Annotated in this window: 24 protein-coding genes and 1 riboswitch; of the genes, 8 read left to right on the top strand and 16 right to left on the bottom strand. The window is 75.7% G+C overall.

Going from position 1 to position 26,415, the window contains the following annotated elements:
• Positions 1 to 1,605 precede the first annotated feature (1,605 nt).
• From GA0070609_RS35145 to GA0070609_RS03910, 3 genes are read left to right on the top strand one after another with little or no spacing between them, the layout of a single operon-like run.
• Positions 1,606 to 1,989, top strand: a complete 384-nt coding sequence (locus GA0070609_RS35145; RefSeq protein ID WP_157748359.1) for a pentapeptide repeat-containing protein — start codon at positions 1,606 to 1,608, stop codon at positions 1,987 to 1,989.
• Between the two features lie 6 nt (positions 1,990 to 1,995).
• Positions 1,996 to 3,462 (top strand): NADH-quinone oxidoreductase subunit NuoF family protein, encoded by a 1,467-nt coding sequence (locus tag GA0070609_RS03905; RefSeq protein WP_088992529.1) that lies wholly within the window; start codon positions 1,996 to 1,998, stop codon positions 3,460 to 3,462.
• A 21-nt stretch (positions 3,463 to 3,483) separates the two neighbouring features.
• On the top strand, positions 3,484 to 4,116 hold the full coding sequence (locus GA0070609_RS03910; RefSeq protein ID WP_088992530.1) for a redoxin domain-containing protein: 633 nt from the start codon (positions 3,484 to 3,486) through the stop codon (positions 4,114 to 4,116).
• 192 nt (positions 4,117 to 4,308) lie between these two features.
• Here the strand turns inward: GA0070609_RS03910 and serS are convergent, their stop codons facing one another.
• The 5 genes from serS to GA0070609_RS34045 form a co-directional block, all read right to left on the bottom strand.
• A complete protein-coding gene (gene serS / locus GA0070609_RS03915) occupies positions 4,309 to 5,595 on the bottom strand; it encodes a serine--tRNA ligase (RefSeq protein ID WP_088992531.1) in 1,287 nt (428 codons plus the stop codon).
• A 133-nt stretch (positions 5,596 to 5,728) separates the two neighbouring features.
• Entirely contained in the window at positions 5,729 to 6,805 is a 1,077-nt protein-coding gene (locus GA0070609_RS03920; protein WP_088997475.1) for a DNA polymerase III subunit beta family protein, read from the bottom strand.
• 47 nt (positions 6,806 to 6,852) lie between these two features.
• The gene (locus tag GA0070609_RS03925; RefSeq protein WP_231928527.1) at positions 6,853 to 8,055 is read right to left on the bottom strand and encodes a saccharopine dehydrogenase family protein; all 1,203 of its coding nucleotides are present in this window, start codon (positions 8,053 to 8,055) and stop codon (positions 6,853 to 6,855) included.
• A 122-nt stretch (positions 8,056 to 8,177) separates the two neighbouring features.
• Positions 8,178 to 9,326 carry a zinc-binding dehydrogenase gene (locus GA0070609_RS03930; RefSeq protein WP_088992533.1) on the bottom strand — a complete coding sequence of 383 codons (1,149 nt, stop codon included), beginning with the start codon at positions 9,324 to 9,326 and terminating at the stop codon, positions 8,178 to 8,180.
• On the bottom strand, positions 9,323 to 9,763 hold the full coding sequence (locus GA0070609_RS34045) for a hypothetical protein (protein ID WP_408630655.1): 441 nt from the start codon (positions 9,761 to 9,763) through the stop codon (positions 9,323 to 9,325). Before GA0070609_RS34045 ends, GA0070609_RS03930 begins: the two co-directional genes overlap by 4 nt.
• A 182-nt stretch (positions 9,764 to 9,945) precedes the next feature.
• Between GA0070609_RS34045 and GA0070609_RS03940 the strand changes: the two genes are divergently transcribed.
• Positions 9,946 to 12,867, top strand: a complete 2,922-nt coding sequence (locus GA0070609_RS03940; protein WP_408630630.1) for a helix-turn-helix transcriptional regulator — start codon at positions 9,946 to 9,948, stop codon at positions 12,865 to 12,867.
• Positions 12,868 to 12,956: 89 nt separating this feature from the next.
• On the opposite strand, the gene GA0070609_RS03945 is transcribed toward GA0070609_RS03940, so the two are convergent.
• Both GA0070609_RS03945 and GA0070609_RS03950 read right to left on the bottom strand, forming a co-directional pair.
• The gene (locus GA0070609_RS03945) at positions 12,957 to 13,505 is read right to left on the bottom strand and encodes a DsbA family protein (protein ID WP_088992534.1); all 549 of its coding nucleotides are present in this window, start codon (positions 13,503 to 13,505) and stop codon (positions 12,957 to 12,959) included.
• A 237-nt stretch (positions 13,506 to 13,742) separates the two neighbouring features.
• Entirely contained in the window at positions 13,743 to 14,429 is a 687-nt protein-coding gene (locus GA0070609_RS03950; RefSeq protein ID WP_088992535.1) for a BON domain-containing protein, read from the bottom strand.
• 282 nt (positions 14,430 to 14,711) lie between these two features.
• On the opposite strand from GA0070609_RS03950, the gene GA0070609_RS03955 reads away from it, so the two are divergent.
• Together GA0070609_RS03955 and GA0070609_RS03960 are read left to right on the top strand one after the other, a co-directional pair.
• Complete coding sequence (locus GA0070609_RS03955; protein WP_231928528.1) at positions 14,712 to 15,137, top strand: hypothetical protein; 426 nt, start codon at positions 14,712 to 14,714, stop codon at positions 15,135 to 15,137.
• A 180-nt stretch (positions 15,138 to 15,317) separates the two neighbouring features.
• Complete coding sequence (locus GA0070609_RS03960) at positions 15,318 to 15,956, top strand: maleylpyruvate isomerase N-terminal domain-containing protein (protein WP_088992536.1); 639 nt, start codon at positions 15,318 to 15,320, stop codon at positions 15,954 to 15,956.
• A 179-nt stretch (positions 15,957 to 16,135) separates the two neighbouring features.
• Here the strand turns inward: GA0070609_RS03960 and GA0070609_RS03965 are convergent, their stop codons facing one another.
• Positions 16,136 to 16,540, bottom strand: a complete 405-nt coding sequence (locus GA0070609_RS03965; protein ID WP_088992537.1) for a hypothetical protein — start codon at positions 16,538 to 16,540, stop codon at positions 16,136 to 16,138.
• Between the two features lie 166 nt (positions 16,541 to 16,706).
• On the bottom strand, positions 16,707 to 16,853 hold the full coding sequence (locus GA0070609_RS33030; RefSeq protein ID WP_157748051.1) for a hypothetical protein: 147 nt from the start codon (positions 16,851 to 16,853) through the stop codon (positions 16,707 to 16,709).
• A 329-nt stretch (positions 16,854 to 17,182) separates the two neighbouring features.
• On the opposite strand from GA0070609_RS33030, the gene GA0070609_RS03970 reads away from it, so the two are divergent.
• Positions 17,183 to 17,545 (top strand): STAS domain-containing protein, encoded by a 363-nt coding sequence (locus GA0070609_RS03970; protein ID WP_088992538.1) that lies wholly within the window; start codon positions 17,183 to 17,185, stop codon positions 17,543 to 17,545.
• Between the two features lie 59 nt (positions 17,546 to 17,604).
• Here GA0070609_RS03970 and surE read toward each other — a convergent pair whose 3' ends face one another.
• Positions 17,605 to 18,444: a 5'/3'-nucleotidase SurE gene (gene surE / locus GA0070609_RS03975; protein WP_088992539.1), complete on the bottom strand. Its 840-nt coding sequence runs from the start codon at positions 18,442 to 18,444 to the stop codon at positions 17,605 to 17,607.
• Complete coding sequence (locus tag GA0070609_RS03980) at positions 18,441 to 19,418, bottom strand: 1-phosphofructokinase family hexose kinase (protein WP_172899284.1); 978 nt, start codon at positions 19,416 to 19,418, stop codon at positions 18,441 to 18,443. The genes surE and GA0070609_RS03980 overlap by 4 nt, the downstream gene beginning before the upstream one ends.
• Before the next feature lie 167 nt (positions 19,419 to 19,585).
• Between GA0070609_RS03980 and GA0070609_RS03985 the strand changes: the two genes are divergently transcribed.
• Positions 19,586 to 20,053, top strand: coding sequence for a hypothetical protein (locus tag GA0070609_RS03985; protein ID WP_088992540.1), 468 nt, complete (start codon positions 19,586 to 19,588; stop codon positions 20,051 to 20,053).
• A gap of 34 nt (positions 20,054 to 20,087) precedes the next feature.
• Here GA0070609_RS03985 and GA0070609_RS03990 read toward each other — a convergent pair whose 3' ends face one another.
• The 5 genes from GA0070609_RS03990 to GA0070609_RS04010 all read right to left on the bottom strand — a co-directional run bounded on the left by GA0070609_RS03990 (position 20,088) and on the right by GA0070609_RS04010 (position 26,366).
• Positions 20,088 to 20,597 (bottom strand): DUF2269 domain-containing protein, encoded by a 510-nt coding sequence (locus tag GA0070609_RS03990; RefSeq protein WP_088992541.1) that lies wholly within the window; start codon positions 20,595 to 20,597, stop codon positions 20,088 to 20,090.
• A gap of 152 nt (positions 20,598 to 20,749) precedes the next feature.
• A complete protein-coding gene (locus tag GA0070609_RS03995) occupies positions 20,750 to 21,823 on the bottom strand; it encodes a coiled-coil domain-containing protein (RefSeq protein WP_088992542.1) in 1,074 nt (357 codons plus the stop codon).
• 4 nt (positions 21,824 to 21,827) lie between these two features.
• A riboswitch (cyclic di-AMP (ydaO/yuaA leader) is annotated at positions 21,828 to 21,959 on the bottom strand.
• Positions 21,960 to 22,112: 153 nt separating this feature from the next.
• A complete protein-coding gene (locus GA0070609_RS04000) occupies positions 22,113 to 23,030 on the bottom strand; it encodes a cation diffusion facilitator family transporter (protein WP_088992543.1) in 918 nt (305 codons plus the stop codon).
• A 110-nt stretch (positions 23,031 to 23,140) separates the two neighbouring features.
• A complete protein-coding gene (locus GA0070609_RS04005; protein WP_088992544.1) occupies positions 23,141 to 25,258 on the bottom strand; it encodes a HelD family protein in 2,118 nt (705 codons plus the stop codon).
• A 181-nt stretch (positions 25,259 to 25,439) separates the two neighbouring features.
• The gene (locus GA0070609_RS04010; protein ID WP_088997478.1) at positions 25,440 to 26,366 is read right to left on the bottom strand and encodes an alpha/beta fold hydrolase; all 927 of its coding nucleotides are present in this window, start codon (positions 26,364 to 26,366) and stop codon (positions 25,440 to 25,442) included.
• Between the last annotated feature and the right edge of the window lie 49 nt (positions 26,367 to 26,415).

Consider the following 26,415-nt stretch of genomic DNA (forward strand, 5'->3'; position numbering starts at 1 on the left):
CAGCTGTCAACGTATGGAAATTCATCGTTGCTCCGGTGGGTCGCCGAGGGCGGATGCCGCTACACGCGGCGGGCGGCCGGACGGTTCGACGGCCAGGCGGAAATTTTTCCCGGGTCGGTGATCCGACCGCGCCGTCGCTCCGTACTCGATGGGGGAGCAGGGTCGGCCGGCGGTGCGCCGCCGCGAGACGATCGAGGAGCAGATGGCCCGGGTCAAGCAGAACCAGAAACCGGCCACCGTCCGGACCGCCAGCACCAGCCGGGGCGTCCGTACCCGGTCCCGGCCCGCGGTAGCCGTGCTGACCGTGTCCGCGATCGCCGCGCTGTGGGCGGGGACGATGCTCACCGGCGCCGGCCAGACGGCGTACGCCTACGGCTTCTTCTTCACCGAGTTCTTCGCCGGGGTGATCGCCCTGGTGGCGCTGAGCCTCACCGTGATGCTCGGGCTGCTGGCCACCGACCGGCTGGTGCTGCTGATCCGGCACCGGGTGCTGCTCCAGTCCGCGCACCGGGCCACCGGCATCCTCGGCGTCGCCGGCCTCTTCTTCCACGTGCTGACCAAGGTGGCTACCGGCCGGGCGGCGAGCACCGACGCGATCGTGCCGTTCGTCGGTGGGCGCGGGCTCTACGTCGGCCTCGGCACGGTGGCCGGGCTGCTCATGGTGAGCGTGCTCTGGACCGGCATCGTCCGAGCCCGGTTCGCCGGGGTCGGCCCGAAGTGGCTGTGGCGGACGCTGCACTCGACCGCGTACCTCTCCTGGCCGTTCGCCATCCTGCACGGGCTCAACGCGGGTCGGCCGGCCAGTTCCTGGGTGGTGCTCAGCTACCTCGCCTGCGTGCTGCTGGTCGTGCTGGCGCTGCTGGTCCGCCTCTCGGTGACGTTCGGCCGGCGCAGCCGGGAGCAGCACCAGGCGGCCGCGATGAACCAGGCCCTGGCCGCCCGACCGGCCGAGGACGGCAAGGGCCGGTCGCTGCTCGGTGGCGGGCTGTCTCGCCGCCGTGCCGAGGGCGACCGCGCCGGCCGGGACAGCAGCTGGGCCGAGACCACCCTGGCCGGCACCTGGACCGCGCCCGGCGCCAAGCGGCGCGACCCGGAGCGGTTCACCGTGCCGGTGGTGCCCGAGCCGGGGTCGCTGCGCGAGCCGGTCCGCCCCGCCCGCCGCCGCGACCAGGAACTGGCGCCGACCGCCCGCCGACGCCGCACCGAGGAACGGGAAGCGGTGGCCCGCCGCCGCGAGGACGAGCTGGAGCCGGCCGCCCGGCGCCGCCGGGAGGAGGAGCCGGAGCGGCGGGCGACCCGCCGGCGCGGCGAGGAACCGGAGCGCGCCGAGCGGCGGTCCCGCCGGGCCGAGCAACCGGCCCGGGCCGGCCGCCGCCGGGACGAGGAGTTGGCCCCCACCGGCCGGCGGAGCCGGGATGACGAGGAGCTGGCGCCGACCGGCCGGCGGAGCCGGGACGCCGAGGAGTTGGCGCCGACCGGCCGGCGCCGCCGGGGCGCCGAGGAGACCGGGCGGGTCAGCCGCCGGTCCCGGGTCGACGCCGACGCCGACGCCGGCACCCGGTACTCGGTGCCGCCACGGCGGCGGGCCGACGAGCCGGAGGAGCCGTGGGACAGCCCGCGCCGCTGGGAGGTCGCCGAGCCGATCTCCGCCGGCCCGATCTCCGCCGGTCCGATCTCGGCCGGTCCGGTCTCCGCCGGCCCGATCTCAGCCGGTCCCGTCTCGGCCGGGCCGATCTCGGGCGGGCCGATCTCCGCGGCGCCGCGCAGCGGTGGGGGTCGGCACAGCGCCGAGGACGACGTGCCGGAGGAGCCGGACTACTGGCGTCCGCCGGCCCGGTACATCCCGGAGGAGATCCCGGCCGACGACACCCCGACCCTGGTCGACCTCGCCTCCCGGCGAGCCCGCCGGGAGGCCAAGGAGAGCCGCCGCCGGCGTCGGGCCAACGCCGACGCGGTGGACGGGGCGTACTGGGCCGGGCTGCGGGGTGAGGCGCGGTGATGCGGACCACCGTGCCCGCGGTGGCCTGCGTCGGCGAGCCCCGGCTCACCGCCGGCTTCGCCGAGTTCGGCCGCCTCGACCTGCTCGCCCACGAGGAGGTGCACGGGCCGATCGGGCCGATGGAACCGGCCAACCTGCTGCGGCTCGCCGAGGGCATCCAGCTCAAGGGCAAGGGCGGCGCCGGCTTCCCGTTCGCCAAGAAGCTCCGCGCGGTGCTGGAGTCCTGCGAGCGGCAGGACCTGACCGCCGTGGTGGTGGTGAACGCGACCGAGGGCGAGCCGGCCAGCTGGAAGGACAAGGTGCTGCTCACCCGGGCCCCGCACCTCATCCTGGACGGCGCCGCGCTGGCCGCGTACGCGCTGGACGCCGACGAGATCGTGATCGGCATCGCCGACGACGGGGTCGGCAAGGAGTCGCTGACCGAGGCGTTGCAGGAGCGCCGGATGCCGGTGCCGACCACCGTCGTCACCGTGCCGCACCGGTTCATCTCCGGCGAGGGTGGCGCGCTGGTGAACGGGATCAACGGGCTGCCGCACATCCCGCCCGGCACCAAGAAGCGCTCCAGCGACTCCGGCGTCGGCGGCCTGCCGACCCTGCTCTCCAACGCCGAGACGTACGCCCAGCTGGCGATCGCCGCCCGGCTCGGCCCGTACGAGTACGCGGCGCTCGGCACCGACGACGAGCCGGGCACCGTGCTGCTCACCGTCACCGGCGCGGCGAAGCGGCCGGCGGTGGTGGAGTGCGCCGCCGGCACCCCGCTGCGGGAGATCCTCGACCTGTGCGAGGCGCCGGACGGCCCGGGCATCCTGATGGGCGGCTACCACGGCAAGTGGATCACCCAGGAGGCCGCCGACCGGGCGGAGATCTCCCGCAAGGGGCTGGCCGCGGTCGGTGGCACCCTCGGCGCCGGCATCGTCGTCCCGCTCGGCGCGGACACCTGCCCGCTCGGCGAGGCCGCCCAGGTGGTCCGCTACCTGGCCGGCGAGTCCGCCGGGCAGTGCGGCCCGTGCAAGATGGGCCTGCCCGACCTGGCCCGCGCCGTCGACCTGGCGGTCTCCGGCAGCGCGCCGGTGGAGGTGGTCCGGGCCGCCGCCGGTGACGTGAAGGGCCGCGGCGCGTGCAGCCACCCCGACGGTACGGCCCGGTTCGCCCTCTCCGCGATGGAGGTCTTCGCCGAGGACCTGCGGTTGCACACCACCGGCGAGGGCTGCGGCCGACGGGTCAAGGGTGTGATGGGGCTGCCCGGCGCACCCGACCCGAACCCGCAGAAGCTCACCCTCGACTGGTCCCGCTGCGACGGGCACGGGCTCTGCGCGCACGTGGTGCCCGACTTCATCCGGCTGGACGCCAACGGGTACCCCGCCTTCCCGCCCACCCCCGTGCCGACCTGGCTGCGCGAGGGCGCGCTGAAGGCGGTCAAGGTCTGCCCCGAGCTGGCCCTGCGGCTGGCCAAGGCCGAGTAGCCACCTGCGAAGGGAGACGTGATGCGGACGCTGTGCCGGTCGGTCCGGCCCGGGCGGTCACCCCGCCGCACCCCGCGCCGGGTCAGCGGCCCGCTCGCGGTGCTGCTCGCCGCCGTGCTGGGTGCGACGGCCTGCGCGGGCGGAGCAGATCCGGCCGGTCCGGCGGCCGCCGCCACCGGCGGCACCGCGCCGTCACCCACCGGCGGGACCGTGGCGTCGCCGACCGGATCGGCGGGGCCGGCCGCGCCGGTGCCGGACACCCTGGCCTTCACCGCGCGCACCCTGGACGGTGCGGCGTTCTCCGGTGCCGCGCTGGCCGGTCGGCCGGTGGTGCTCTGGTTCTGGGCGCCGTGGTGCGCGACCTGCGCCAGCCAGGCCTGGACGGTCGCCGAGGTGGCCCCGAAGTACCGGGACACGGTGCCCATCGTCGGCGTGGCCGGGCTCGGCGAGCAGCGGGCCATGAAGGACTTCGTCACCGAGTTCGAACTGGCCGGGACGCCCCAACTGGACGACCGGGCGGGCGCGCTGTGGCGCCGCTTCGAGGTGGTCGAGCAGAGCACCTTCGTGATCATCGACCGGAGCGGCGCGGTGGTGCACCAGGGCTTCCTCGACGGCGAGGACCTCACCCGGCGGGTCGCCGCGCTGGCCGGCTGACGCAGGCCCCGCTGCCGGGGCCCGGGCCGTCGGGGCGCCGGTCGCCCCGGTCGGCCCGGAGACGTGATACCTCACAGTCGTATTGATGACTCTGAGGTATCACGCCTGGCGGCAGGGGTGCGCCCGGGCCGCCCGCCTGAGCGGCGACGTCGGGTCCGGTCGCGGCGGGTGCGGCGGCCTCGGGCGGCGGAGTCAGCGGGCCGGGGTGAGGCGGTCGGTGCCCAGCCGGTCGCGGAGCACCTCGGGGATCAGCACCGACCCGTCGGCCTGCTGGAACTGCTCCAGGATGGCCGGGAAGAGCCGGCTGGTGGCCAGCGCCGACCCGTTGAGGGTGTGCACGAAGCGGGTCTGCTTGCCGCCCGGCTCGCGGTAGCGGATGGCCGCCCGGCGAGCCTGGTAGTCGCCGGCCCAGGAGACCGACGACACCTCCTTGTACTTGCCGGTGCTCGGCATCCACACCTCGATGTCCAGGGTCTTCTTCATCGAGGCGCTCGCGTCGCCGGCCGCGAGCAGGCTGGTCTGGTGGTGCAGGCCCAGCTTCTCGACCAGGCTCTCCACGTGGCCGACCATCGCCGTCAGCGCGGCGTCGGCCTGCTCGGGGAGGGTGAACTGGAAGATCTCCACCTTGTTGAACTGGTGGCCGCGCACCGTGCCGCGCTCGTCGGAGTGCGAGCCGGCGGCCTCGCGCCGGTAGCACGGGGTGTAGGCGAACGCCTTCAGCGGCAGCTTGCCGGTGTCCAGGATCTCGTCCTGGTACGCGCCGAGGATCGCCGTCTCCGCGGTGGGCAGCAGGAACTGCCCGCGCGGGGCGGACTGCCGGTCCAGGTGGTAGACGTCGTCGTAGAACTTGGGGAACTGCCCGGCGGCGAAGCCGGCGCTGTCCAGCAGCAGGTGCGGCGGGAGCAGGAACTCGTAGCCGGCCGCGATGTTCTGCTCGATCAGCCAGTTGAGCAGCGCCCACTCCAGCCGGGCGCCCAGGCCGGTGTACATCCAGAAGCCGGAACCGCCGAGCTTGACCCCGCGCTCGTGGTCCACCAGGCCGAGCGCCCGGCTCAGCTCCACGTGGTCGCGGACCTGCTCGATGGCCGGCGGCTCGCCGAAGGTCCGGACGACCCGGTTGGCCTCCTTGCCGCCGGGGACGACGTCGTCGGCGGGCAGGTTGGGCAGCTCGCTCATCCGGTCGCGCAGCCGGGCCTGCACCTCGTCGAGCTCGGCCTCCAGCTCGGCGAGCTGCTTGCGGCCGGCCTCGGGCGTGGCGACCTCCGGCTCGCGGCCGGCCCGCTTCGCCTCCGCGTACGCCCGGGCCTCGGCCTTGCGGCGCTGCCGCTCGCCGTCGATCTCCGTGATCAGGCTGCGTCGCTGCTGGTCGAGCTGCTGGAGCTCGTCCAGCGCGCGGGACACCTCGGCCGGGTCCAGCCGCTTGGCCAGCGCGGTCGCCACCGCGTCCCGATCCTTCCGGATCAACTCCATGTCGAGCATGCTGCTCCGTACGCCTCCGTCCGGACGTCAGGTGGACCTCCAGATGCTACCGTCGCGGCCCCGCGCTCCCCGGGCGGGACCGGCGACGGTCAGCGCCGGATCGGCATCGGGCGGTCGGCGCCGGATCGGGTGGTCAGAGCCGGATCGGCATCAGGATGGAGAACGAGTCCGCGTCGTCCGGCCGGCGTACGGCCAGCGGGGCGATCGGGTCGTCCAGCTCCAGCACCAGCTCACCCCGGCCGCCGGCGTCCAGCGCGTCGAGGAGGTAGCCGCCGTTGACCCCGATCCGGAACACGTCCGGGTCGTCGGTCAGCTCGTCCGCACCGAGCAGCCGCAGCCCGCCCTGCTCGTCCAGGCCGAGCACCGTCACGGACAGCTCGATCCCGTCGTGTCCGCGCGCCACGACCGGGGCGTCCGGGCTGGTCAGCGCGGCCCGCAGGGCGGCCACGTCGACCGTCAGCCGGTACGCCGGCGACCCGTCGGCCAGTGGCCGCAGCAGGGGGGCGTAGTCCGGGAACTCGTCCGGCAGGGCGGTGGCCTCGACGCCGCGCCCGGCCACCGAGACGGCGATGGTGTCGCCGGCCACGGTGAGCCACGCCTCGGCGGTGCTGTCCGCGGCGGTGTCGAGCAGGGCGCGAACCTCGTCGACGAAGCCGACCGGGGCGAGCGCGCGTACCGGCGGGCCGTCCGGCCGGCCACCGACCCGGGTCACGGCCAGCCGGTGCCGGTCGGTGGCGGCCAGCCGGACCCCGTCCGGGCCGATGTCGAACAGCACGCCGGCCAGCACCGGCAGCTCGGGGTCGGCACCGACCGCGAAGCGGACGGCGTCCACGGCGGCGGCCAGGTCGGCGCGGGACAGCCCGAGGCGGGTGAACATCGGCCGCTCCCCGGGATCGACTAGGGCACGGATCCGGGAGAGTTCGCGGCGGGCGTCGGCGAGCCCGTCCTCCAGCCGGCGCAGGTGCGCGTCCAGCAGCCGGTGCACCTCGGCCGGTTCGGCCCGCACCGCCCGCGCGATCTCGGGCACCGGCATCCCGACCCGGCGCAGCCCGGCCACCAGCCGGGCCGGCGCCACCTGGTCGTCGGTGTACCAGCGGTACCCGGTGACCGGGTCGACCCGCGCCGGGACCAGCACCCCGGCCGAGTCGTAGAACCGCAGGGCGCTCACCGTCAGGCCGCTGGCCCGGGCCAGCTCGCCGATGCTGCGCAGGTCGCTCTCCACGGCCGATGATCCTGTCGTCTCAACCAGGTCGAGGGTCAAGCCGCCGCGGCGGCGGGGCCGTCCAGCACCCGGAAGGTCAGCCCGGCCCGGGTCAGCCGGTCCAGCAGCGCGTCGCCCATCGCGGCGACCGGGGTGAGCTGGCCGGCGGCCGGCGGCAGGTCGTCCAGCGCCAGGCAGAGCGCCGACTCGGCGAGCATCTTGGCCGTCTCGTCGTAGCCCGGGTCGCCGCCGGCCACCTCGGTCAACACCTGCCGGCCGCCGCCGGTGCCGACGAACCGGACCCGGAACCAGGACTTCGCCCGCTGCTGCGGCGTCGGCCCCTGCCCGGAGGCGAGCCGGCCGAACAGCCAGCGCCGGGTCGGTGGCAGCTTCACCAGGGCGACCACGGCGGCCAGCCCGGCCGCGCCGGCCAGCACGGTGGGCAGCCGCTTCACCGCGGCGAAGTGCCGGTAGCGGAAGTCCGGGCCGTACTCCGGTCGGGCCGCGGCCGAGCGGCGGACCACCTGCGGGTCGATGGTGGGCAGCGGCACGGACCAGACCCGCAGCTCGGCGGAGCGGGCGAGCCGGCCGGGCACCGCGCGGACCCGGCGGTCGGCCGGGCGCGGTTCGACCGCCCGCCGCTGCCGGGCCGCCCGGGACGCCTGGGCGGTACGGGAGAACGCGGTGAGCGCCGAGTGGTAGGTGCCGGCGGAGAACCGGCCGCCGGCCCGGACGTAGCCGTCCACGGTGATCGGGCCGTCCGCCGGCAGGTGCTTGACCGTGTACCAGACGCCCAGGTCGTGCGGGATCGAGTCGAACCCGCAGGCGTGCACCAGCCGGGCTCCGGTGCGTACCGCCTCGGCGTGGTGGCGCAGGTACATGGTGTCGACGAACTCGGGTTCGCCGGTGATGTCCAGGTAGTCGGTGCCGGCCTGGGCGCAGGCGGCGACGAGCGGCTCGCCGTGGTGCACGTACGGGCCGACCGTGCTGGCCACCACCCGGGCGCTCTCCGCCACCGCGCGCAGCGACTCCGGGTCGGTGACGTCGGCGGTGAGCAGCGGCAGGCTGGCCAACGCCGGGTTTATGGCGGCGAGCCGCTCGCGGACCGCCGCCAGCTTGCCCGGGTTCCGCCCGGCCAGCGCCCACCGCAGCCCCGCCGGCGCGTGCCGCGCCAGATACTCCGCGGTCAACCCCCCGGTGAACCCGGTAGCCCCGACCAGCACCACGTCATGTTCCCGCCGCTCCCGCCCCTCACCCACCCCCCGATCCTCCCACCCCCTCCGCCTGCCCGCCCACCCCGCCGACTCCCCGTTGATCATGAAGTTAGCGGTGTCGTCTGCCCCTTTTGCCGGTATTAACTTCATGATCAACGCGGTGTGGGCTAGGGGGTGGGGTGGAGGACGGGGCGGAGGCAGCCTTCGGCGCGGGTGCGCAGCAGGGTGTAGGCCTCGGGGGCGCGGTCCAGGGGGAGGTGGTGGGTGGCGAGGTACTCGGTGCGCAGCTCGTCGCGGGCCATCCGGTCCAGCAGCATCGGGATGTAGCGCGGCCCGTGCTGCCGGGCGCCGCGGACGGTCAACCCCTTGGCGGTCACCGCGCCGAGCGGGAACGTGTCGACCACGCCCGGGTGCGCCCCGAGCACCACGACGCTGCCGCCCTTGCGGCAGGCGTGCACCGCCTCCCGGACGGCCGCCGGGCGGGGTGCCGCGCCGGTGAGGCGGTCACCCAGCGAACGGGTCGCGGCGGGCGTGCCGACCGCGTCGACGCACACGTCCGGTCCCCGGCCGCCACTGCGTTCCCGCAGCTCGGCGGCGACGTCGACGCGGCGGTAGTCGAGCGTCTCGGCACCCGCGTGCCGCTCGGCCGCGCGCAGCCGGTCGGGGTGCCGGTCGACCACCACCACCCGCTCCGCGCCGAGCAGCCGCGCCGCCCGCGCGGCGACCTGGCCGACCGCGCCGGCGCCCCAGACCGCCACCACGTCGCCGGGGCGGACCCCGCCCAGGTCGGCGCCCATCCAGCCGGCCGGCGCGGCGTCCGAGGCGAACAGCGCCCGGTCGTCGCTGACCGGCTCCGGTACGGCGAACGCCCCGACGTCGGCGTACGGCACCCGGACGTACTCGGCGTGGCTGCCGGCGAACCCGCCCTGGGACCGGGGCTGACCGAAGCAGCCAGCGACCGGGTGGCCCCAGGCCGCCTCGCCCGCCGCCGGGTCGGTGCTGCCGTTGTCGCAGCAGGAGTGCAGCTCGCGGCGGCAGTACCAGCAACTGCCGCAGGAGACCGAGGAGCAGACCACCACCCGGTCGCCGGCCCGGTGCCGGCGCACCTCCGGACCGACCTCGACCACCTCGCCGACGAACTCGTGGCCGAGCACCTCGCCGACGGCCGGCCCCCGCCCGGCGAGCAGTGCCAGGTCGGCGGCGCAGGCGGCGCTGCGCCGCACTCGGACGATGGCGTCGTGGCCGTTGCGCAGCTCCGGGTCGGGCACCTGCCGTACCGCCAGCTCACCGGCGCCCATCCAGCAGAGGGCCCTCATTCCGGCGTCACCGCCGGGCGGTCCAGCTCGCCGCGGTCGGGGCGGAGCACCTCGCCGGTCTCGGCGAGCTGCTTGACCTCCCGCAGCGCCTGCCGGACCAGCCGACCCGGGTCGTCGCCGACCAGGTGGACGGCGAGCCCCGGCGGCGGTCCGGAACCGGGGCGCGGCCGGGCGGCGAGTTCCGTGCCCCGGTCGCCGGGGGCGGGGCGGACCCGCACCTGCACCGCGTCGCCGAGCCGGCGTAGCGGCTCCGCCCAGCGGCCCTCGGGCAGCACCTGGCCGGGTGGGCGGTCCACCGTCACCACCTGCCAGCGCGCCGGCCGCCCGTCCCCGCCGTTCGGCCAGCCGACCGGGCGGGGCGCGGTCAGCGCGCGTACCGCGGCCGCGCCGGCCGCCGCCGCGCCAAGTGCGACTCCGCCACCGGCCAGCCGTGCGATCGGTCCCACCTGTCGCGCACCCCCTGTCCCACCGGTCACCGCTGGCGCTCCGGCCACCTCCGGCCGCCGCCGGGTCGAGCCCCGGCCGGAACGCGCCAGCGGGCGGCCGGTCACGCGCGGCCGGCCGCCCGCGTACGCCCAGGGTGGGCCCGGGACGGGTGAAGCCGGCTCCCCCCGAAGGGGTGAACCCGTTTCGGCCGGGTAACCGGGCGCCGCAGGACCGGGGGAGTGGACGCGTCCGTGGGGGTGGGGGCCGGATGCCGGAGGAGCAGAACCGAACCGTGGTCACGGCGGCGGTGCGGGGCCCGGCCGGCACACCCCTGCTGGCGTCCCGGTTGCGTCCGCCCGCGCTGCCCGATCCGGTGCTGCTGCGCCCCCGGCTGCTGGACGCCCTGGACCGGGGGACCGGCGGCCCGGTCACCCTGGTCTCCGCGCCGGCCGGCTGGGGCAAGACCACCCTGCTCGCCTCATGGTGCCGGGCGGCCGGTGCCGCCGGGCCGGACCGGGCGGAGGGTGGCCCGGTGACCGCGGCTGCCGAGGGGGCCCGCGAGACCGTGCCGGCGGGCGCGCCGCCGGGGGACTTCGGCGCGGCCGGCGACGCTCCACCGGACGGCGAACCGCTCCGGGCGGCCTGGGTGTCGGTGGAGACCGGCGACGACGGCGACCGGTTCTGGTCCTACCTGGCGGCGGCGCTGCGCGCGGCCACCGGGCCGGCCGGGGACGCGCCGGAGCCCCCGGTGCCCGACCGGCCACCCCGCCCCGACCAGCTGGAACTGCTGGCCGCGGCGCTCGCCGCCCGGGAGCGGCCGGTGCTGCTGGTGGTGGACGACCTGCACCGGATCACCGACCCGGCCGCGCTGACCGGGCTGGAGTTCCTGCTCCGCCACGCCGGCGAGCGGCTGCGCCTGGTGGTCGGCGCGCGGGCCGGGCTGCCACTGGCCGTGCACCGGTGGCGGCTGGCCGGGGAACTGACCGAGCTCGGCCCGGACGAGCTGGCCTTCACCGGTGACGAAGTGGCCGACCTGCTCACCGCGCACGGGGTGGTGCTGCCGGTGGCCGGGGTGCGCCGGCTGCGGGAGCGGACCGGGGGCTGGCCGGCGGCGCTCCGGTTCGCCGCGCTGGCGTTGCGCGGGCAGCCGGACCCGGCGCGCTGGGTGGAGCAGTTCGGCGGCGACCAGCCGGACATCGCCGGCTACCTGCGCGAGGAGGTGCTCGCCGGGCTGGAACCCGAGGCGCAGGACGTGCTGCGGCGCACCGCCGTCGCGGACGCGGTCTGCGCCGGGTTGGCCGACGCACTCACCGGCCGGGCGGACACCGAGCCGACGCTGGCCGCGCTGGCCGGCGCCGGCGGGCCGCTGCGCCGCGACGACAGCCGCCCGCCCTGGTACCGCTGCCACCCGCTGCTCGCCGATCTGCTGCACGCCGAGCTGGCCCGGCTGCCCGCCGACGAGCTGCGCGACCTGCACCGGCGGGCGGCCGGCTGGTACGCCGACAACGGCCGGCCGGCCGACGCGCTGCGACACGCCCTCGCCGCCGGCGAGTGGGGCCCGGCCACCGACCTGTTCATCACCCGCTGGCCGGAGCTGGCCCCGTACGACCGGGACACCCCGGCCGGGCCGCCGCCCGCCGTCCCGCCGACCGAGGCGGTGGCCCGCGACCCGGAACTGGCGCTGGCCTGCGCCGCGGAGCGGGCGCACGCCGGGGACGCGGCGGCCGCCGCGGAGCGACTACGGCTCGCCGCCGAGCACGCCCCGACGCTGCCCGCCCCGCGCCGGGAGCGGTTCCTGCGCCTGGTCGCCGCGCTGGAACTCACCCTGGCCCGGCTGGCTGGCGACCACCGGGAGGTACGCGCCGCCGCAGTTCGCCTGCTCGCCACCCGGACGCACGCCGGGATGCCCGGCGCCGCGCCCCGGGGCGACACCGGCGAGGACGCCGACGTGCGGGCGGTGGGGGAGACCGCCGTCGGCCTGGTCGACCTGGCCGAGGGGGACCTACGGGCGGCCGCCACCGGCTTCGGTCGGGCGCTCGCGGCGGCCCGCGAGGCGGGGCGGCCGCGCACCGAGCTGGTCTGTGCCAGCCGGTCCGCGCTGCTGCACGCGGCCCGGGGCGAGCTGCGGGCGGCGGAGGACGCCGCCCGGGCGGCGCTGGCCCTGCCGCCCTGCCAGGGTTGGGCCTGCCGGCTGGACTGCGGCCACGGCTACCTGGCGCTGGCGCTGGTGGCGCTGCACCGCGACCAGCCCGAGGAGGCGGAGGCCAACCTGGGGCTGGCCGCGCCGGCCGCCACCGGCGAGCCGACTGTGGCGGCGCTGGCGGCGCTGTGCCAGGGGTACCTGCGGCGGGACGCCGGTGACCCGGCCGGCGGGCTGCGACTGCTGGTCGAGGCGCGGGAGCGGCTGGCCGACCGGCCCCGGGCCGTCGAGTTGACGCACTGGCTGCTGGCCGCCGAGGCCGACCTGCGCGCCGGTCGGGGCGACCTGGACACCGCCCGCGAGCTGCTCACCGACCGGGTGCGCGAGCGGGCCGAGCCGGCGCTGGCGGTGGCGCTGGCCCGGGTGGAGCTGTGCGCCGACGACTTCCGCGCCGCCGGGCACCTGCTACCGGACTGGCGGGCCCCGGAGGCGACCGAGTGGGCACTGCCGGTACGCCTGGACGCCGCCGTGCTCGACGCGGTGCTGGCCCGGCGGGCGGGGGACGAGCGGCGGGCCGGCCGGCTGCTGGAGGCGGCGCTCGACCTGGCCGGGCCGGACGGGTACCGGCGGGTGTTCACCCGCGCCGAGCCGGGGGTGCGGGACCTGCTCGCCGCGCACCTCGATGCCGGCACCGCGCACTGGCCGACGGTCAGCGACCTGGTCCGGGGCGCCGACGAGCCGGCCGGGCGGGCGGCGACGGAGCCGGCCGCGACGGCGCTGGACGAGCCGCTCACCGAGCGGGAGCTGACGATCCTGCGGTACCTGCAGAGCATCCTGTCCAACGTGGAGATCGCCAGCGAGCTGTCGCTGTCGGTCAACACGGTGAAGACGCACGTCCGCAACATCTACCGCAAGCTTGACGCGACCCGCCGCCGCGAGGCCGTCCGCCGCGCCCGCGAACTCCGCCTCATTTGACCCACCGACAAAAGTGATCAAGAGCTTCGCGTCGACCGGGAAGCCTTCCGGTGCCGCGAAGCTCTTGATCGACAGGAGGGGAGAGGGGCTCAGGGATTGGCGGCGGCGTCCACCGCCGTGAGGAGGTCGGCCAGGTCGTAGGCGTCGTCGTGGCGGACCTCGTTGATGAAGAGGGTGGGTGTGGCGTTGACCCCGCTGCGGATGCCGCTGACGAAGTCCCGCCGCACCCGGTCGCCGTGCGCCTGCCGGTCCACCTCGGCGCGCACCTCGTCGATCGGCAGGCCGAGCTGCTCGATGCCGAGCGAGAGGTGCACCGGGTCGAGCTGGTCCTGGTGCTCGTACAGCCAGTCGTGCATGGCCCAGAACCGTCCCTGCCGGTCGGCCGCCTCGGTGGCCTCCGCCGCGCTCTCCGCGTACGGGTGCAGGTTGGCGATCGGGAAGTGCCGGTACACCAGCCGCACCGTGTCCGCCCGCTGGCGGAGCAACTCGGTCAGGTTCCGGTGCGCGGCTCCGCAGAACCGGCACTGGAAGTCGGCGTACTCGACGATGGTCACCGGCGCGTCCACCGGCCCGCGGACGTGGTCGTGCTCGGTCACCGGGGTGCGCAGCCGGGCGGTGACCTGAAGTGGCGTGGTCATCCGACCCCCCGATCGCCGGCGGACCCGGGCGCGGCGCGCCCGGGTCGGATCAGCCCGTTCGGCTCAGTCATGGCTCCCAGCCTGGTCCTCGACGGGGTGAGCGCGGCTCACCCCGCGCGGGTGGTTCGGCGCCCGGCCGGGCCGCATGGCAACGCCGTTCCGGGCAGCGTGGCCGGGCCGTTCCGGGTGGGTGACGGCGCCGCTCGGGGCCGTGCGGCGGCGTCGTGGCGTACGGCCTCAGCCGAGCACGGGAGCCACCGCTATGTGGTTCTGCACCTCCCGGATGCCCGGCGCGGACCAGACGATCCGCTCCACCTCGGCGCGTTCGGGCATCGAGTGGACCAGCCCGCCGAGCAGCACCGTGTCGCCGTGCACCCGCACCGTGATCCGTTCCGCCTCGGTCGCCCGGTTGCGGGCCAGCGCGTCGACGATCCGCTCGGCCAGCAGGTGCCCGTCCGGCCGTACGTCGGGGCGGACGGTGATCCCGTTGCTCACCCCGCGTACGCCGGTGAGCCGGGCAACCGCCCGTTCCGCGGCCCGGCGCTGGTACTCCCACTCCACCTCGCCGTGCAGGGTCACCCAGCCGTTGGAGACGGTGACGTCGAGCTGTTCGAGCGGCACGAAGGCGTCCCATTCGAGGGCGTGGCCGGCCGCCGCGGCGAGGTCCGGGTCGGCCCGCTCGGCGCCGGTGCTCAGCTGTACGGCCAGGTCGTTGGCGACCGCGCGGACCCGGGCCACCCGGTGGGTCGCCCGCTCGGCGGCCCACTTCTTGGCGTAGCTGTCCACCCGGCCGGTGAGGGTGACCACGCCCTCGGAGACGGTCACCCCGATCTCGTGCGGCTGCACCCGGGGCTCCCAGGTCAACTCGTCGAGGACGGCGGACTGGATGTCCTGGTCGGTACGGGTGATCGTGGTGATCGCCATCTTCGCTCCTCCCCGATCTGGCGGGCCTGCGTACGTCACGCCGTCCCCGATCCTGCCGCCGGCGGGGATGAGACCCCCTCACCCGACCGGGGCGAACCGTGGCTGTGGGAGCGCTTCCATTCGCCGGGGGCGATCGGTTAGGGTGAGCGCGTTCCTCGGGTGCGGGAGCCGTCGCGCCGGGCAGCGGAGCAGGGGCAGCTCCGCCGTTGCCCACGTTCGCTCGTCCCCGGGCGCGCCACCTGGCGCGCTGTCCCGGGCGATCACCCTGGAGGGGAACCGCAGATGCGGAGAAGTTTCGTCGGCGCGGTGGTGGCCGCGCTGGCCACCGCGGCCGTGGTGGCGGCGCCGTTCACCGCCGCCGGCTCCGCGCCGGCCGCCGAGGCGTACGGCTGGAAGAACGTCCGGATCGACGGCGGCGGCTTCGTCCCCGGGATCGTCTTCAACCCCACCGAGAAGAACCTGATCTACGCGCTCACCGACATCGGCGGGCTGTACCGCTGGGAGCAGGGCAGCCAGTCGTGGACCCCGCTGCTGGACTGGGTCGGCGCCGACAGGTGGGGCTGGAACGGCGTGGTCAGCGTCGCCACCGACCTGGTGCAGACCAACCGGGTGTATGCGGCGGTCGGCGCCAGCACCACCGTCAGCTTCCTCGGCAGCTGGACCGGCGCCAACGGTCCACCGGGCACGGTCACCTGCACCAGCCGATGACCCGGGCGGCGGGCGGCCCGGACCGCCCGCCGCCGGCGGTGCGGCGCGGACTCCGGTCCGCCGGGGCGGCCTGAGGGGTCCGGCGCCCCGGCGGACCGGGCCCGGGCGGGTCGCCCGGACCGGCGGAGTCCCCGGGACACGCCTAGGCTCGGTGGCCGGAACGAGGGAAGGGGATCACCCGTGAGTCCGATCAGGACGGCCTACCTGACCGCCGCGCGCTCGGCGCTCGACCTGCTCGCCGACCCGGCCGTGGCGGTCCGGTGGGACGAGTCCAGCGCGTTGGCCGAGTTCGGCGTCGGCGGGCTGGCCGGCCATCTCGCCGGGCAGCTGTTCCAGGTCTCGGCCGTGCTGGCCGAACCGGTCCCGCCCGGCGAGCCGGTCGGGCTGCTCGACCACTACGCGCCGGCCCGGTGGATCGGGACGTCGCTGGACGACGAGATCAACGTCGGCATCCGCCGGGCCGGTGACGAGGTGGCGGCGGACGGGCCGGCGGCGCTGGTCGACCGGGCCACCGCCACGCTGCGCGAGCTGGCCGAGGCGCTGCCGGCGCAGCCGGTGGACCGGGTGGTGCACCTGGCGCGGGGGCCCTGGTCGCTCACCCTGGACGACTACCTCACCACCCGGCTGATGGAGATCGCTGTGCACTCCGACGACCTCGCGGTCAGCGTCGGCGTACCCACTCCGGACCTGCCCGCCGAGGTGCTCGACCCGGTGCTCTCGCTGCTGGCCCGACTCGCCGTACGCCGGCACGGGCAGCCGGCGGTGCTGCGGGCGCTCAGCCGGGCCGAGCGCGCCCCGGCCGACATCACCGCCTTCTGACCGGTCCGGGGCCAGGAGCCGCGCGCGTTCACTGAAAGAGTGGCTGTTCCGTCGGGAACGGCCACTCTTTCTCTGTACGAGGCGCACCAGGTGGAGGCGGTGGTGTGGGGCGACACGGGCGGGCCCCGGTCGACCGGGTGGTCGACCGGGGCCCGTGGAGTGCCCGTGCCGGTGGGCGGTCAGCCGTCCAGGCCGACGGGGGAGTTGGGCCGGTCCACGTCGACGAACTCGATGTCGTCGGCGGCGCGGTCGCGGCTGCCGGCCGCCCGCGCGGCGGTGCCGGCGGCCCAGCCGATCGCCGCGCCGGCCAGCGCGGCGGCGATCAGCAGCGTCCAGGGCAGCGCCGGTCGGCGGCCGGCGAGCGCGTCGAAGGCGAGGCTGGCCCGGCGCCGCGCCTCGTCCGCCGCGGAGCCGACCAGGTCGCCGGCGCCGTCGGTCAGCCCGGAGCCGCCCCGCCGGGCCGATCGGGCGGTATCGCGGACGCTGTCCCCGGCGGAGCTGACCGCCGAGACGAGCTGCTGCCAGGCCTGGTCAGCGATCCGCTCGGGCTTGCTGCGGCGGTCCAGCAGGTTGGTTCCGAACATCGTGGTTACCTCCTCGGGGTGCCGAAGTCGGCCGGCCACTTCGGACTCCGGCGTCTGTCCGGCGCGTTACGGTTCGCCTGCAACCGCCAGTGCCCCGACCGTGGCCGGCGCAAACCAGGCGGCGGGCCGGTGGTAGCGGGTCAGTGGGACGCCCGCCGTCTCGCCGTCAGCGCAGCACCATCACCGCCGCCGGGCCGCGGGCGAAGTCCTCGTCGTCATCGTCGTCGTCATCGCCGCCGCCACCGAACCCGCAGGCCAGTACGAGGGCGAGCAGCGCGCCGACCCCGGCCAGCGCGGCAAGTCTCCTGAGCATCGATAGTCCCCTCCGTCGCAGTGGGCAACCTCTTCGCCGATGCTAGGCGCGGCGGGCAACGGCGGGGCGTAGGCGCGGTGGGCGCGCCCGGGACGGTGGAGTTCGGCGGGGGTGGTGCCGGCCCGTTACCCTTGGACGGCGACGCGTGGGCGTCCGCTGATCGTTGGGGAAATAGAATACGAAAAGTCCGGATAAGGGCGATTTGGCATGCCCGGATCCGCGAATTGCTCATCCCGAGGGGTGGCGACCGAGGCCGTGAGAGGAATACTCTCGGTCGCGGCCCGCGTACTGATGAGGCGCCCGTCGGACGGGCGAGTGGAGGTGCTCGCGTGAGCCTGTCGATCGTGAAGTCGGTTCTGTCCGGTGGTGTCATCGAGATCGCCCCGCGGGGCGAGATCGACGTCGACACCGCGTACGAGGTGCGCGAGGCGATCGCCGAGGTGCTGGCCAAGGGCCGCCCGACCCGGATCGAGCTCAACATGCGCCTGGTCACCTTCATCGACTCGGTCGGCATCAGCGCCATGGTCGCCGGCTTCCAGACCGCGGAGGTCAGCGGCGTCAAGCTGGTCGTCACCGAGCCCAGCCGGTTCGTGCACCGCCAGCTCTGGGTCACCGGCCTGCTCGGTCTGTTCGGCGCCCCCGAGCCCTACTACGCCGGCGCGCCCGCTCCGGAGGTCCTCCCCGGCGCCTGACCACGAGGCGACCCGGAGGTGCCGCGCCCCCGCATCCGGAGGGTCAGGCCGCTGCCACCTCAGTCCCCCGGTCCGGCCGGTGCGCCGAGCCCGGAGAGGTCTATGTCGGTCACTTCGGTGACCGCGCGGATCGCTGTCACCGAGGCGTACCCCTCGGCGAGCAGCGCCAGGTCGGTGCCGGGCTGGACCGACTGTCCCGGCTCCTCCAGCGAGGTCCGCACGTACCCGTGGCCGGACTCGGCCACCGTCATCTGCACCTGACCGAAGCTGGCCAGCGAGCCGCGCCGCACCCCGCGCAGCCGGGCGGGCGGCAGGTCCGGCGCGTTCACGTTGAGCACGCTCTCCACCGGCCCGGCGGTCAGCCGGGGAAGCAGGTCGAGGGCGACCAGGGCGGCGGTCGCCCAGTGCCGCTCGGCGTCGCGTACCCGGGCGGCGGCGGCCACGGCCGCGCCGCCGCTGGCGGCGGTCGCCTCCCCGGCGGAGAGCACGTCCAGCGAGACGGCCATCGCCCGGCAACCGTTCGCCGCGGCGGTGAAGGCGGCGCCGACGGTGCCGGAGTGCAGCACCGCGCGGCCGGCGTTGGCGCCCCGGTTGATGCCGGAGAGCACCACCGACGGCGGCGGGCCGAACGCGCCGTGCACGGCGATCAGCGCGATGAAGCCGGGGGAGCCGCCGACTCCGAAGGCGGGCACCCCGGGCAGTTCCGGCAACGGATGGTCGTGGACCACCACGTGGCCCTCGCGTTCCACCGCGCTCATCGAGGCGCTGGTGCCGCTCGCCTCCTCCAGCGGGGCGGCGACCACCACGTCCAGCCCCCGGTCCACCGCTGCCCGGGCCAGCGCCTGGATGCCGGGCGCGGCGATCCCGTCGTCGTTGGTCACCAGCACCCGCAGCGTCATCGTTCGGCCGCCCGTTCGGCCAGCTCGTCCGGGGTGGTCCGCTCCTGCGGGCGGCTGCCGGCCGGCACCAGCCGCACCCGGTCGACCAGGCCGGTGACCGAGTCCAGTCGGCCGGTGCCCAGGCCGTGGCGGGTGACGTTCAGCGCGCCGGCCGCCGCCCCGGTACGGATCGCGGTGCGCACGTCGCCGCCCCGGGCCACCACGGCGGCCACCCCGGCGGTCATCGAGTCGCCCGCGCCGCGCGGGTCGGCGGCCTGCAGCCGGGGCATCTCCACCTCGAACACCTCGCCGTCGACCAGGGCGAGCGCGGGTTGGTCGGCCCGGCTCACCACCACGTTCTCGGCGCCGCCGGCGTGCAGGTCGTACATCGCCCGGGTGAGCTGCTCCTCGTCCTCGCCGGCGGCCCGCCCGTCGGCGATCAGCTCCTCGTGGCTGACCTTGAGGAAGAACACGCCGCTGTCCAGCACCGCGGCGAGGTGCTCCCCGGACAGGTCGACCACCACCCGGGTACCGTTGGCGCCGAGGTCGGCCGCGAAGCGCCGGTAGAGCTCGGCCGGCACCAGCGACGGCTCGTTCGGCCCGCTCAGCACGCTCACCGGCGCGCGCAGCCCCTCGCCGAGCGCCAGGTTGTAGAGCTCGTCCAACTCGTGGCGGCTCAACGGCTGCCCGGGCACGTCCACGATCTCCCGGCGGGCACCCTCCCGGCGGTCGTGCACGTAGCCGCCGCTGCCCGACTCGCGGATCACCACCTTGAGGTCCACCCCCTCGCTGACCAGCAGCGGCTCCAGCACCTGGCCGATCTCGCCGCCCAGCGCGGTGCAGAGCACCACCTCCACGCCGAGCGACATGACCATGCGGGCCTGCCAGACGCCCTGCCCGCCCGGGTGCAGGTGCAGCTCCGGCTGGTCGCTCGGCTGGTCCACGGTCACCGTCAGTCGCGGGGTGGGCGCGAAGACCATCACGTGTTCGTTCATCCCTGCTCCGCGCTCCGTCATCGACACGCCCGGTGATCCCTCATCAGCTGACCGTATCCGGGCGGTGGGCCGCCGTCCGCCGGTCCGCCCCGCGAGCCCGCCCGGGCGTTGCCAGGCGTCCCCGCGGTGGGCGACGATCGTCCGACCAGTGACGGTGGGGAGACGGTGTGCTCAAGCGGGATTCCTTCAGTTACACCGTCCAGGCCCGCTGCCCGGTGGCGGAGGCGGCGGCGCTGCTCGCGGACCCGACCCGGCAGGTGGAGCTGCACCCGCTGATCGTCCGGGTCCGGCGGGTGCGGACCCGCCGCGGCGCCCGGGCCAGCTACGCGATCACCGACCGGCTGGCCGCCGGGCCGCTACGCTTTCCGGTCACCTACCGGGCGGACGTGCTGGTCGCCGACGCCGATGAGATCGTCACGGTCGCGCGGCAGTGGCCCGCCACCACGGTGCGCAACCGCACCCGGCTGGGGGTCGAACCGGACGGGGTCCGGATCGACGTGGAGATCACGCTGACCGCGCCGGCGCCGCTGTTCGGCTACGCCTTCCGGCAGGCCCGCTCGGCCCACCTGGGGCTGGCCGCCCGGCTCGGCGCGCTGCTCGACCGCGGCCCGGCCGACCCGCCGGCCCCCGGCTGAGCGCCCGGGCCGCGGCCGGGCCCGGTGCCGGGGATCAGCGGGCCGCCGCCGTGGTCGGGCGCCGCGCGGGCGTGCCGGTGGCCCGCCGCAGCCGGCCCCACGGTTTGTACGTGGAGAGCACGGTCGCCACGATCAGCAGGGTGGTGGAGACGGACGGGGCGACCACCAGGTCGATCCGGTCCCGCACCGGGAACGCCGCCCCGGCCTCCCCGGCGTGCCGCAGCGTCGGGCTGAGCTGGAACAGCACCAGCCCGGTCATCACGGTGGTGAGCAGGAACTTGACCAGCACCCAGCGGTGCCGCAGCAGGCCCCACGGGGTGAGCAGGGCGCTGGCCACGCCGACCAGCCAGACGGCCACGCTCAGCGGGGCGAAGAGCACGGTGCCGACCAGAGCGGAGATCGGGTAGACCGCTGCCGGGTCGGCGCCGCGCAGCACGGCGACGCCGAGCGCGAGCAGGACGAGGTCGACGCCGAGCCAGCCGAGCGAGGTGACCAGGTGCAGGGTGAGCAGGGCCTTGCGGGCGGGAGGCGAGAGTCGGCTCATACCGGACGATGCTGCCGCCGTACCGGGCCCGGGTCGTCGGGCCGCTGACGACACCCGGCCTACGTCCGGGGGCGTAGCGCCGGGCGTGGCGCCCGCTGCGTCCGGCGTACCCCGGTGACCCGCCCGCCGTGGACGGGTCACCGGGGCCGGGGTCAGTACACCGACAGGTGCACGTGGTTGGTGTGGTCGCTGGACGGGTCGCCACCCGCCCCGCTGTACGACTTCCACCCGCTGCTGGGCAGCCAGATCTGCCGGTACCAGATCACGTAGAGCACGGCGAGCCGGTCGGCGTTCCTGATGAAGAACGCGGCCAGGTTGTTGCCGTACGTCTTGTCCCCGCCGGTGGCGTCCCCGCCGAAGCCGTTCTTCTGCGCCGCGAAGTCGCAGGCCCGGCCCTTCGGGTGCTCACCGGAGCCACCCGAGCGGTAGCAGGAGACGTACCGGGTGAAGCCGGCCGCCTTGGCCTGGTTCAGCGCGTGCAGGGTGCGCGGGGTGATGCAGCCGTTGGCCGGCGTCGGGTCGTTGACGCTGCACGACTCGGACGGCCAGGAGCCGTCGGCATTGCGCGGGGCCGGCTTGGCCGTCGCGCTGGAGGTGCCCCGGTTGGAGGTGTCGCCGGAGGCCTTCGCGTTGGCCACGGTCAGCGCCCGCTCGGCCTGCTCCTTGCGCTTGGCCATCAGGGTGACCTGCTTGCGCTGCTCGCGGATCTCGCCGTCCAGGGCGAGCTTGGTCCGGTTGGCCTCGTCGCGGGTCTCCTGGAGGTTGCGCAGCGCCCGGTCCTCGTTGGCGGCGACCGCGTCGAGCGCGGCGGCGCGGTCCATGAAGCCCTCCGGGGAACTGCTGTTGAGCAGCGCGGACGCCGTGCCGAGCCGGCCGGCACGGTACGCCACGCCGGCGATCTCGCCGACCTTGCTGGTGCGCTCGGCCAGCTCGCGCTCGGTGGCCTGGAGCTGGACGCCCAGTTCCTTCTGCCGCTTGACCGACTTGTCCAGGGCCGCCTTCGCGTCCAGGTAGCCCTTGCTGGCCGCCTCCAGCTGGGCGCGCAGGGCGGGGGTGCCGCCCTCGGAGTCCTGGCCGGGTGCGGCGGCGAGCAGGCCGGCGGTGGGCGCGGTGGCGCCGGCCGGTGCGGTGGTGACCGGCGCGATGGCGACGCCGACGGCGAGAGTGGTGACGATCAGTGCCGCCATCCGGGCGGCGGTACGTCGTACAGGTGCCACTACTGGCATGCAGGTGTCCTTCCGTCAGCCGCCGACCGGGTTAGCTGACGGGTTCGGGACGGAAGATCCCTACCGCTGACGCGGATGCACCCCAGGAACATGGTTCCCCGGCTCGCCTCGTCGGGCGATTAGGCGGCGGCCACCGCCGGCACCGGTGCGTGCCGCCTGGCGGAGGCCGGAACAGAGCCTACCGGTGCCACTGTGACCCGTGCAGCGGATGTGACTGAGGGTGTCCTAGTGGTCACTCGAAAATCCGGCATAAGCGCACGATACACACCCAGATTTAAGGTTGTGCTCATTACCACTCAACCGACCCGCAGGCCCCAGGCGCCGCTCCGGGCTCGATCTGCAACGTGGCGTGCTCGATCCGGAAGTCCTCGTGCAGGGCGGTGCGCGCCGCCGCGAGCACCCGACCGACGTCCGCGCCGGGTGCCATGGTCAGGTGTGCCGAGGCCACCTCCATGCCCGAGGTGAGCGTCCAGACGTGCAGGTCGTGTACGCCGGCCACGCCGGGCACCGCGGCCAGCCGGTCGTGCACCGCGGTGACCTGGAGGTGCTCCGGGGCGGCCTGCACCAGGATGCGCAGCGCGGCCCGCCCGAGCCGCCAGGTGCGGGGCAGGATGAACAGGCCGATGCCGACCGCCACCAGCGGGTCCGCCCACCACCAGTCGGTGACCGCGATCAGCAGCGCCGCCCCGATCACGCCGAGCGAGCCGAGCAGGTCGCCGAGCACCTCCAGGTACGCCCCGCGCACGTTGATGCTCTCCCGGGCGCCGGAGCGCAGCAGCGCGAAGGCGGCCACGTTGGCGAGCAGGCCGAGTAGGGCCACCACCAGCATCGGGCCGGCCAGCACCTCGGGCGGGTCGCCGAACCGGCGTACCGCCTCGATCACCACGTAGACCGCGACGCCGGAGAGCAGCACGGCGTTGGCCAGCGCGGCCAGCACCTCCAGCCGGTAGAGCCCGAAGGTGCGCTGCGGGTCGCCGGTCGTCCGCCGGGTGGCGGTGATCGCGGCGAGGGCCATCCCGATGCCGAGCACGTCGGTGAACATGTGCCCGGCGTCGGAGAGCAGGGCCAGCGAGCCGGTGCGGAAGGCGGCCACCGCCTCCACCACCATCAGCGCGGTGAGCAGGCCGAAAGCGGCCCAGAGCCGGCCCCGGTGGTGGTGGGCCGCGTTCACCGCCGACCCGTGGTGGTGGTCATGACCTGCGCCCACGCGAACACCCTCCGCCGCCCGTCCGGACCCGGTCAAATATATGCTCACATAGCTATGTATGCAACTGTCGGGTGACCGCCACCGGCGCCGGGGCGCCACGACGCCCGGGCTCAGCCGGTCGGGTCGATGGTGGTCAGCCGCTGGGTGGCCCGGGAGAGCGCCACGTACAGGGTGCGTACTCCGGAGCCCCGGTCGGCGCGGATCTCGCTCGGCCCGACCAGCACCACCCCGTCGTACTCCATGCCCTTGGCCTCCAGGCTGGTCACCACCTGGAGCCGGGGCGCGCCCAGCCCGCCCAGCCAGCCGGCGACCTCGGCCCGGCGCGGCACCGGGGTGATCACGCCGACCGTCCCCTCCACCTCGGCGAGCAGCGCGGAGGCCGCCTCCACCACGGCGGTCTCCAGCTCCGCGGCCGGCACCACCAGCTCGACCGGGTCGACCCCGGTGGAGCGGACCGCGGTGGGCAGTGGCAGGTCGGGATAGAGCCGGCGGATCTCCGTCGCCGCCACCGCGAAGATCTCCGCCGAGTTGCGGTAGTTGGTGGTGAGCGTGAACTGGTGCCGCTTGCGCCGGCCCAGCGCCTGGTCCCGGGCCCGGGTCAGCTCCGCCGGGTCACCGGTCCACGCGGTCTGCGCCGGATCGCCGACCACCGTCCAGGACGCCAGCCGGCCCCGCCGGCCGATCATGCGCCACTGCATCGGCGAGACGTCCTGTGACTCGTCGACCACCACGTGGGCGTACTCGCGGTAGTCCTCCGGGCGCTGCCGGGCCGCCTCACGGGTGGCCCGCTGCCGGTCGGCGAAGGTGCTCAGCTCGCGGACCCCGCCGGCCAACTGGAACGGGTCCCGCTTCGGTCGGGCCGGGCGCACCGGCTTGCCGAGCAGCGCGTCCAGCTCGTCCAGCAGGGCGACGTCGGCGATGGTCAACCCCGCGCTGTCCAGCGTCCGGTACGCGGCCGTGAGTAGGCGGATCTCCGGGCCGGAGAGGATGCCGCCGGCGTACCGGCGCAGCCGCTGCGGGTCGGCCAGCCAGCCGAGCACGTGCCGCGGGTGCAGCCGGGGCCACCACGCCTTGAGGAACTCCCGGAACTCCGGACGGTCGGCCAGCTCGTCCTCGAAGGCGCGCTGCTCCGGCAGCCGGCCGATGTGCAGCCGGCGGGCCTGTGCCCAGAGTGCGGCGAAGACACCGTCGAAGCCGGCCCGGCGCACCTCGTTGCGGCGGGCGCCCCGGGGCAGGGCGCGGTCCCGGATGGCGTCCAGCTCGGCCCGCTCCAGCCGGAGCAGTTCGCCCCGGTAGAGCAGCCGCAGCTCGGCCGGTTGGTCCGGCACCGCGTCCCGGACCGCCCGCTCCAGCACCCGGCGCATCCGCAGCGAGCCCTTCACCGCCGCCACCTCCGGCGGGTCGGTGCGGGTGGCGGTCATCCCGGGGAAGAGGCTGCCCAGCGAGCGTAGCGTGGCGGTGTCCTCGCCCAGCGACGGCAGCACCGAGGCGATGTACTCGACGAAGACCGTGGACGGGCCGACCACCAGGATCCCGCCGCCGGCGTACCGGCTGCGGTCGGAGTAGAGCAGGTACGCGGCGCGATGCAGGGCAACCGCCGTCTTGCCGGTGCCCGGGCCGCCGGACACGATCGTCACGCCCGAGCCGGGGGAGCGGATCGCCTCGTCCTGCTCCCGCTGGATGGTGGCGACGATGTCGCGCATGCCCCGGCCGGTGGCCTTGGAGAGGGTGGCGAGCAGCGCCCCGTCGCCGACCACCGCCAGGTCGGCCGGCGCGGCCGCCGGATCGAGCAGGTCGTCCTCGATCCGGGTGACCCGCTCGCCGGACGACTGGATCATGCGGCGGCGGACCACGTTCAGTGGCTGCGCCGGGGTGGCCCGGTAGAAGGCGGCGGCCGCCGGGGCCCGCCAGTCGACCACCAGGGTGGCCGCGTTCTCGTCCCGGATGCCGAGCCGTCCGACGTGCAGCACCTGACGGTCGCGCAGGTCGAGCCGGCCGAAGACCAGCCCCTCGTGCTCGGCGTCCAGCACGTGCCGGCGCTGCGCGGCGTGGAAGACCATCGCGTCCCGTTCCACCAGCGCGCCGAAGTTGCCCACCCGGGCGAGCCGGTAGCCCTCCCGCTCGGCGCGGACCGCGGACCGGCGCAGTTCCGCCAGTCGGGCGTACACCCGGTCGAGATGCCGCTGTTCGACGGCGATCTCCTGCTCCAGGGTGGTCTGGTCGGTCAACGCTCGCACTCCTCCGACAGCGGTGGGCGGCCGCGACGGGGCGTGCGGCCGCGCGCCGAGGCTGACCGGGTGAGGGTACGGCAGCGCCGTCACCGGCGGCCGAGGCGTACGCGATCCGTGACCCCGGTGACCCGTCGGCCGTCCGCCCACCCGGCCGGACCGGGTGACCCGCCGGCCGGGCTCAGCCGGCCGGCGCCGCCGGCGCCGCCGGCCGAGCCGTGACCTGCTGGACCACGCCGAGCAGGGCGGCGTTGACCTCCTCCGGCCGTTCCATCATCAGCATGTGCCCGGCGCCGGGACAGACGGTCAGCTCGGTGGCGGGCAGTGCCCCGGCGATCGATTCGGCGCACGGCGGCGGGGTGAGCCGGTCCCGGTCGCCGACCAGCGCGGCGGCCGGCAGCTGGCCGAGCGCGGCGAGGGTCTCCAGCCGGTGCTGCGCCCCGATGGAGGCGCGGAAGCCACCGATCGAGCGCAGCGAGGCCCGGGCCACCGCCGAGGTGACCAGCCGGATGTCGGATGGGTCGCAGCGGTCACCGAACAGCATCCAGCGGATGCTGGGGCGCAACGCGCGCAGCAACGCCCGCGGCGGCCGCCAGGACCCGCAGCGGGCCAGTACGCCGGCCCCGGTGGTCTCGGCCAACCGGATCAACCGGGCGATCCGGGGCGACAGGCCGTAGACGGTGTGCGTGTGCCCCTCGGCGGTGGTGGCGACGAACACCAGCCCGGCGATGCGGGCGGCGAAGTGCTCGGGGTGCCGGTGGGCGTACTCCATCACCGTCATGCCGCCCATCGAGTGCCCGACCAGCACGACCCGGCCGGTCGGGGCCGCCTCGTCCAGCACCGCTGCCAGGTCGTCGCCGAGCTGGGCCAGGGTGGCCGTCGGCAGCGCCATGCAGCTGGACCGGCCGTGCCCGCGGGCGTCGTAGGTGACCACCCGCACCGACCCGGCGGTGGCGTCGCGCAGCGCGGCGAGCTGCCGGTGCCAGCTGCGCCCGTCCAGCGTCCAGCCGTGCAGCAGCACCACGGTGACGTCGGCGTCGGCCGGCCCGGTGCACTCCACGTGCAGGCGTACGTCGTCGGGCAGACGTAGGTCGAGCTGCTCCGGCATCGCCACCTCCCCGGGCCGCACGGATCCGCAACACCGGGGATACCCGGTG

The organism is Micromonospora echinaurantiaca, from assembly GCF_900090235.1.
GTDB lineage: Bacteria > Actinomycetota > Actinomycetes > Mycobacteriales > Micromonosporaceae > Micromonospora > Micromonospora echinaurantiaca.

Bases quoted from the DNA above. Each gene is read 5' to 3' on its own strand.
- GA0070609_RS03980 (WP_172899284.1), bottom strand. From the start codon at position 19,418: ATGAACGAACACGTGATGGTCTTCGCGCCCACCCCGCGACTGACGGTG.
- GA0070609_RS03945 (WP_088992534.1), bottom strand. From the start codon at position 13,505: ATGACCACGCCACTTCAGGTCACCGCCCGGCTGCGCACCCCGGTGACC.
- GA0070609_RS03990 (WP_088992541.1), bottom strand. From the start codon at position 20,597: ATGAGCCGACTCTCGCCTCCCGCCCGCAAGGCCCTGCTCACCCTGCAC.
- surE (WP_088992539.1), bottom strand. From the start codon at position 18,444: ATGACGCTGCGGGTGCTGGTGACCAACGACGACGGGATCGCCGCGCCC.
- GA0070609_RS03930 (WP_088992533.1), bottom strand. From the start codon at position 9,326: ATGAGGGCCCTCTGCTGGATGGGCGCCGGTGAGCTGGCGGTACGGCAG.
- GA0070609_RS03950 (WP_088992535.1), bottom strand. From the start codon at position 14,429: ATGGCGATCACCACGATCACCCGTACCGACCAGGACATCCAGTCCGCC.
- GA0070609_RS03955 (WP_231928528.1), top strand. From the start codon at position 14,712: ATGCGGAGAAGTTTCGTCGGCGCGGTGGTGGCCGCGCTGGCCACCGCG.
- GA0070609_RS04010 (WP_088997478.1), bottom strand. From the start codon at position 26,366: ATGCCGGAGCAGCTCGACCTACGTCTGCCCGACGACGTACGCCTGCAC.
- GA0070609_RS33030 (WP_157748051.1), bottom strand. From the start codon at position 16,853: ATGCTCAGGAGACTTGCCGCGCTGGCCGGGGTCGGCGCGCTGCTCGCC.
- serS (WP_088992531.1), bottom strand. From the start codon at position 5,595: ATGCTCGACATGGAGTTGATCCGGAAGGATCGGGACGCGGTGGCGACC.
- GA0070609_RS03910 (WP_088992530.1), top strand. From the start codon at position 3,484: ATGCGGACGCTGTGCCGGTCGGTCCGGCCCGGGCGGTCACCCCGCCGC.
- GA0070609_RS03995 (WP_088992542.1), bottom strand. From the start codon at position 21,823: ATGCCAGTAGTGGCACCTGTACGACGTACCGCCGCCCGGATGGCGGCA.
- GA0070609_RS03965 (WP_088992537.1), bottom strand. From the start codon at position 16,540: ATGTTCGGAACCAACCTGCTGGACCGCCGCAGCAAGCCCGAGCGGATC.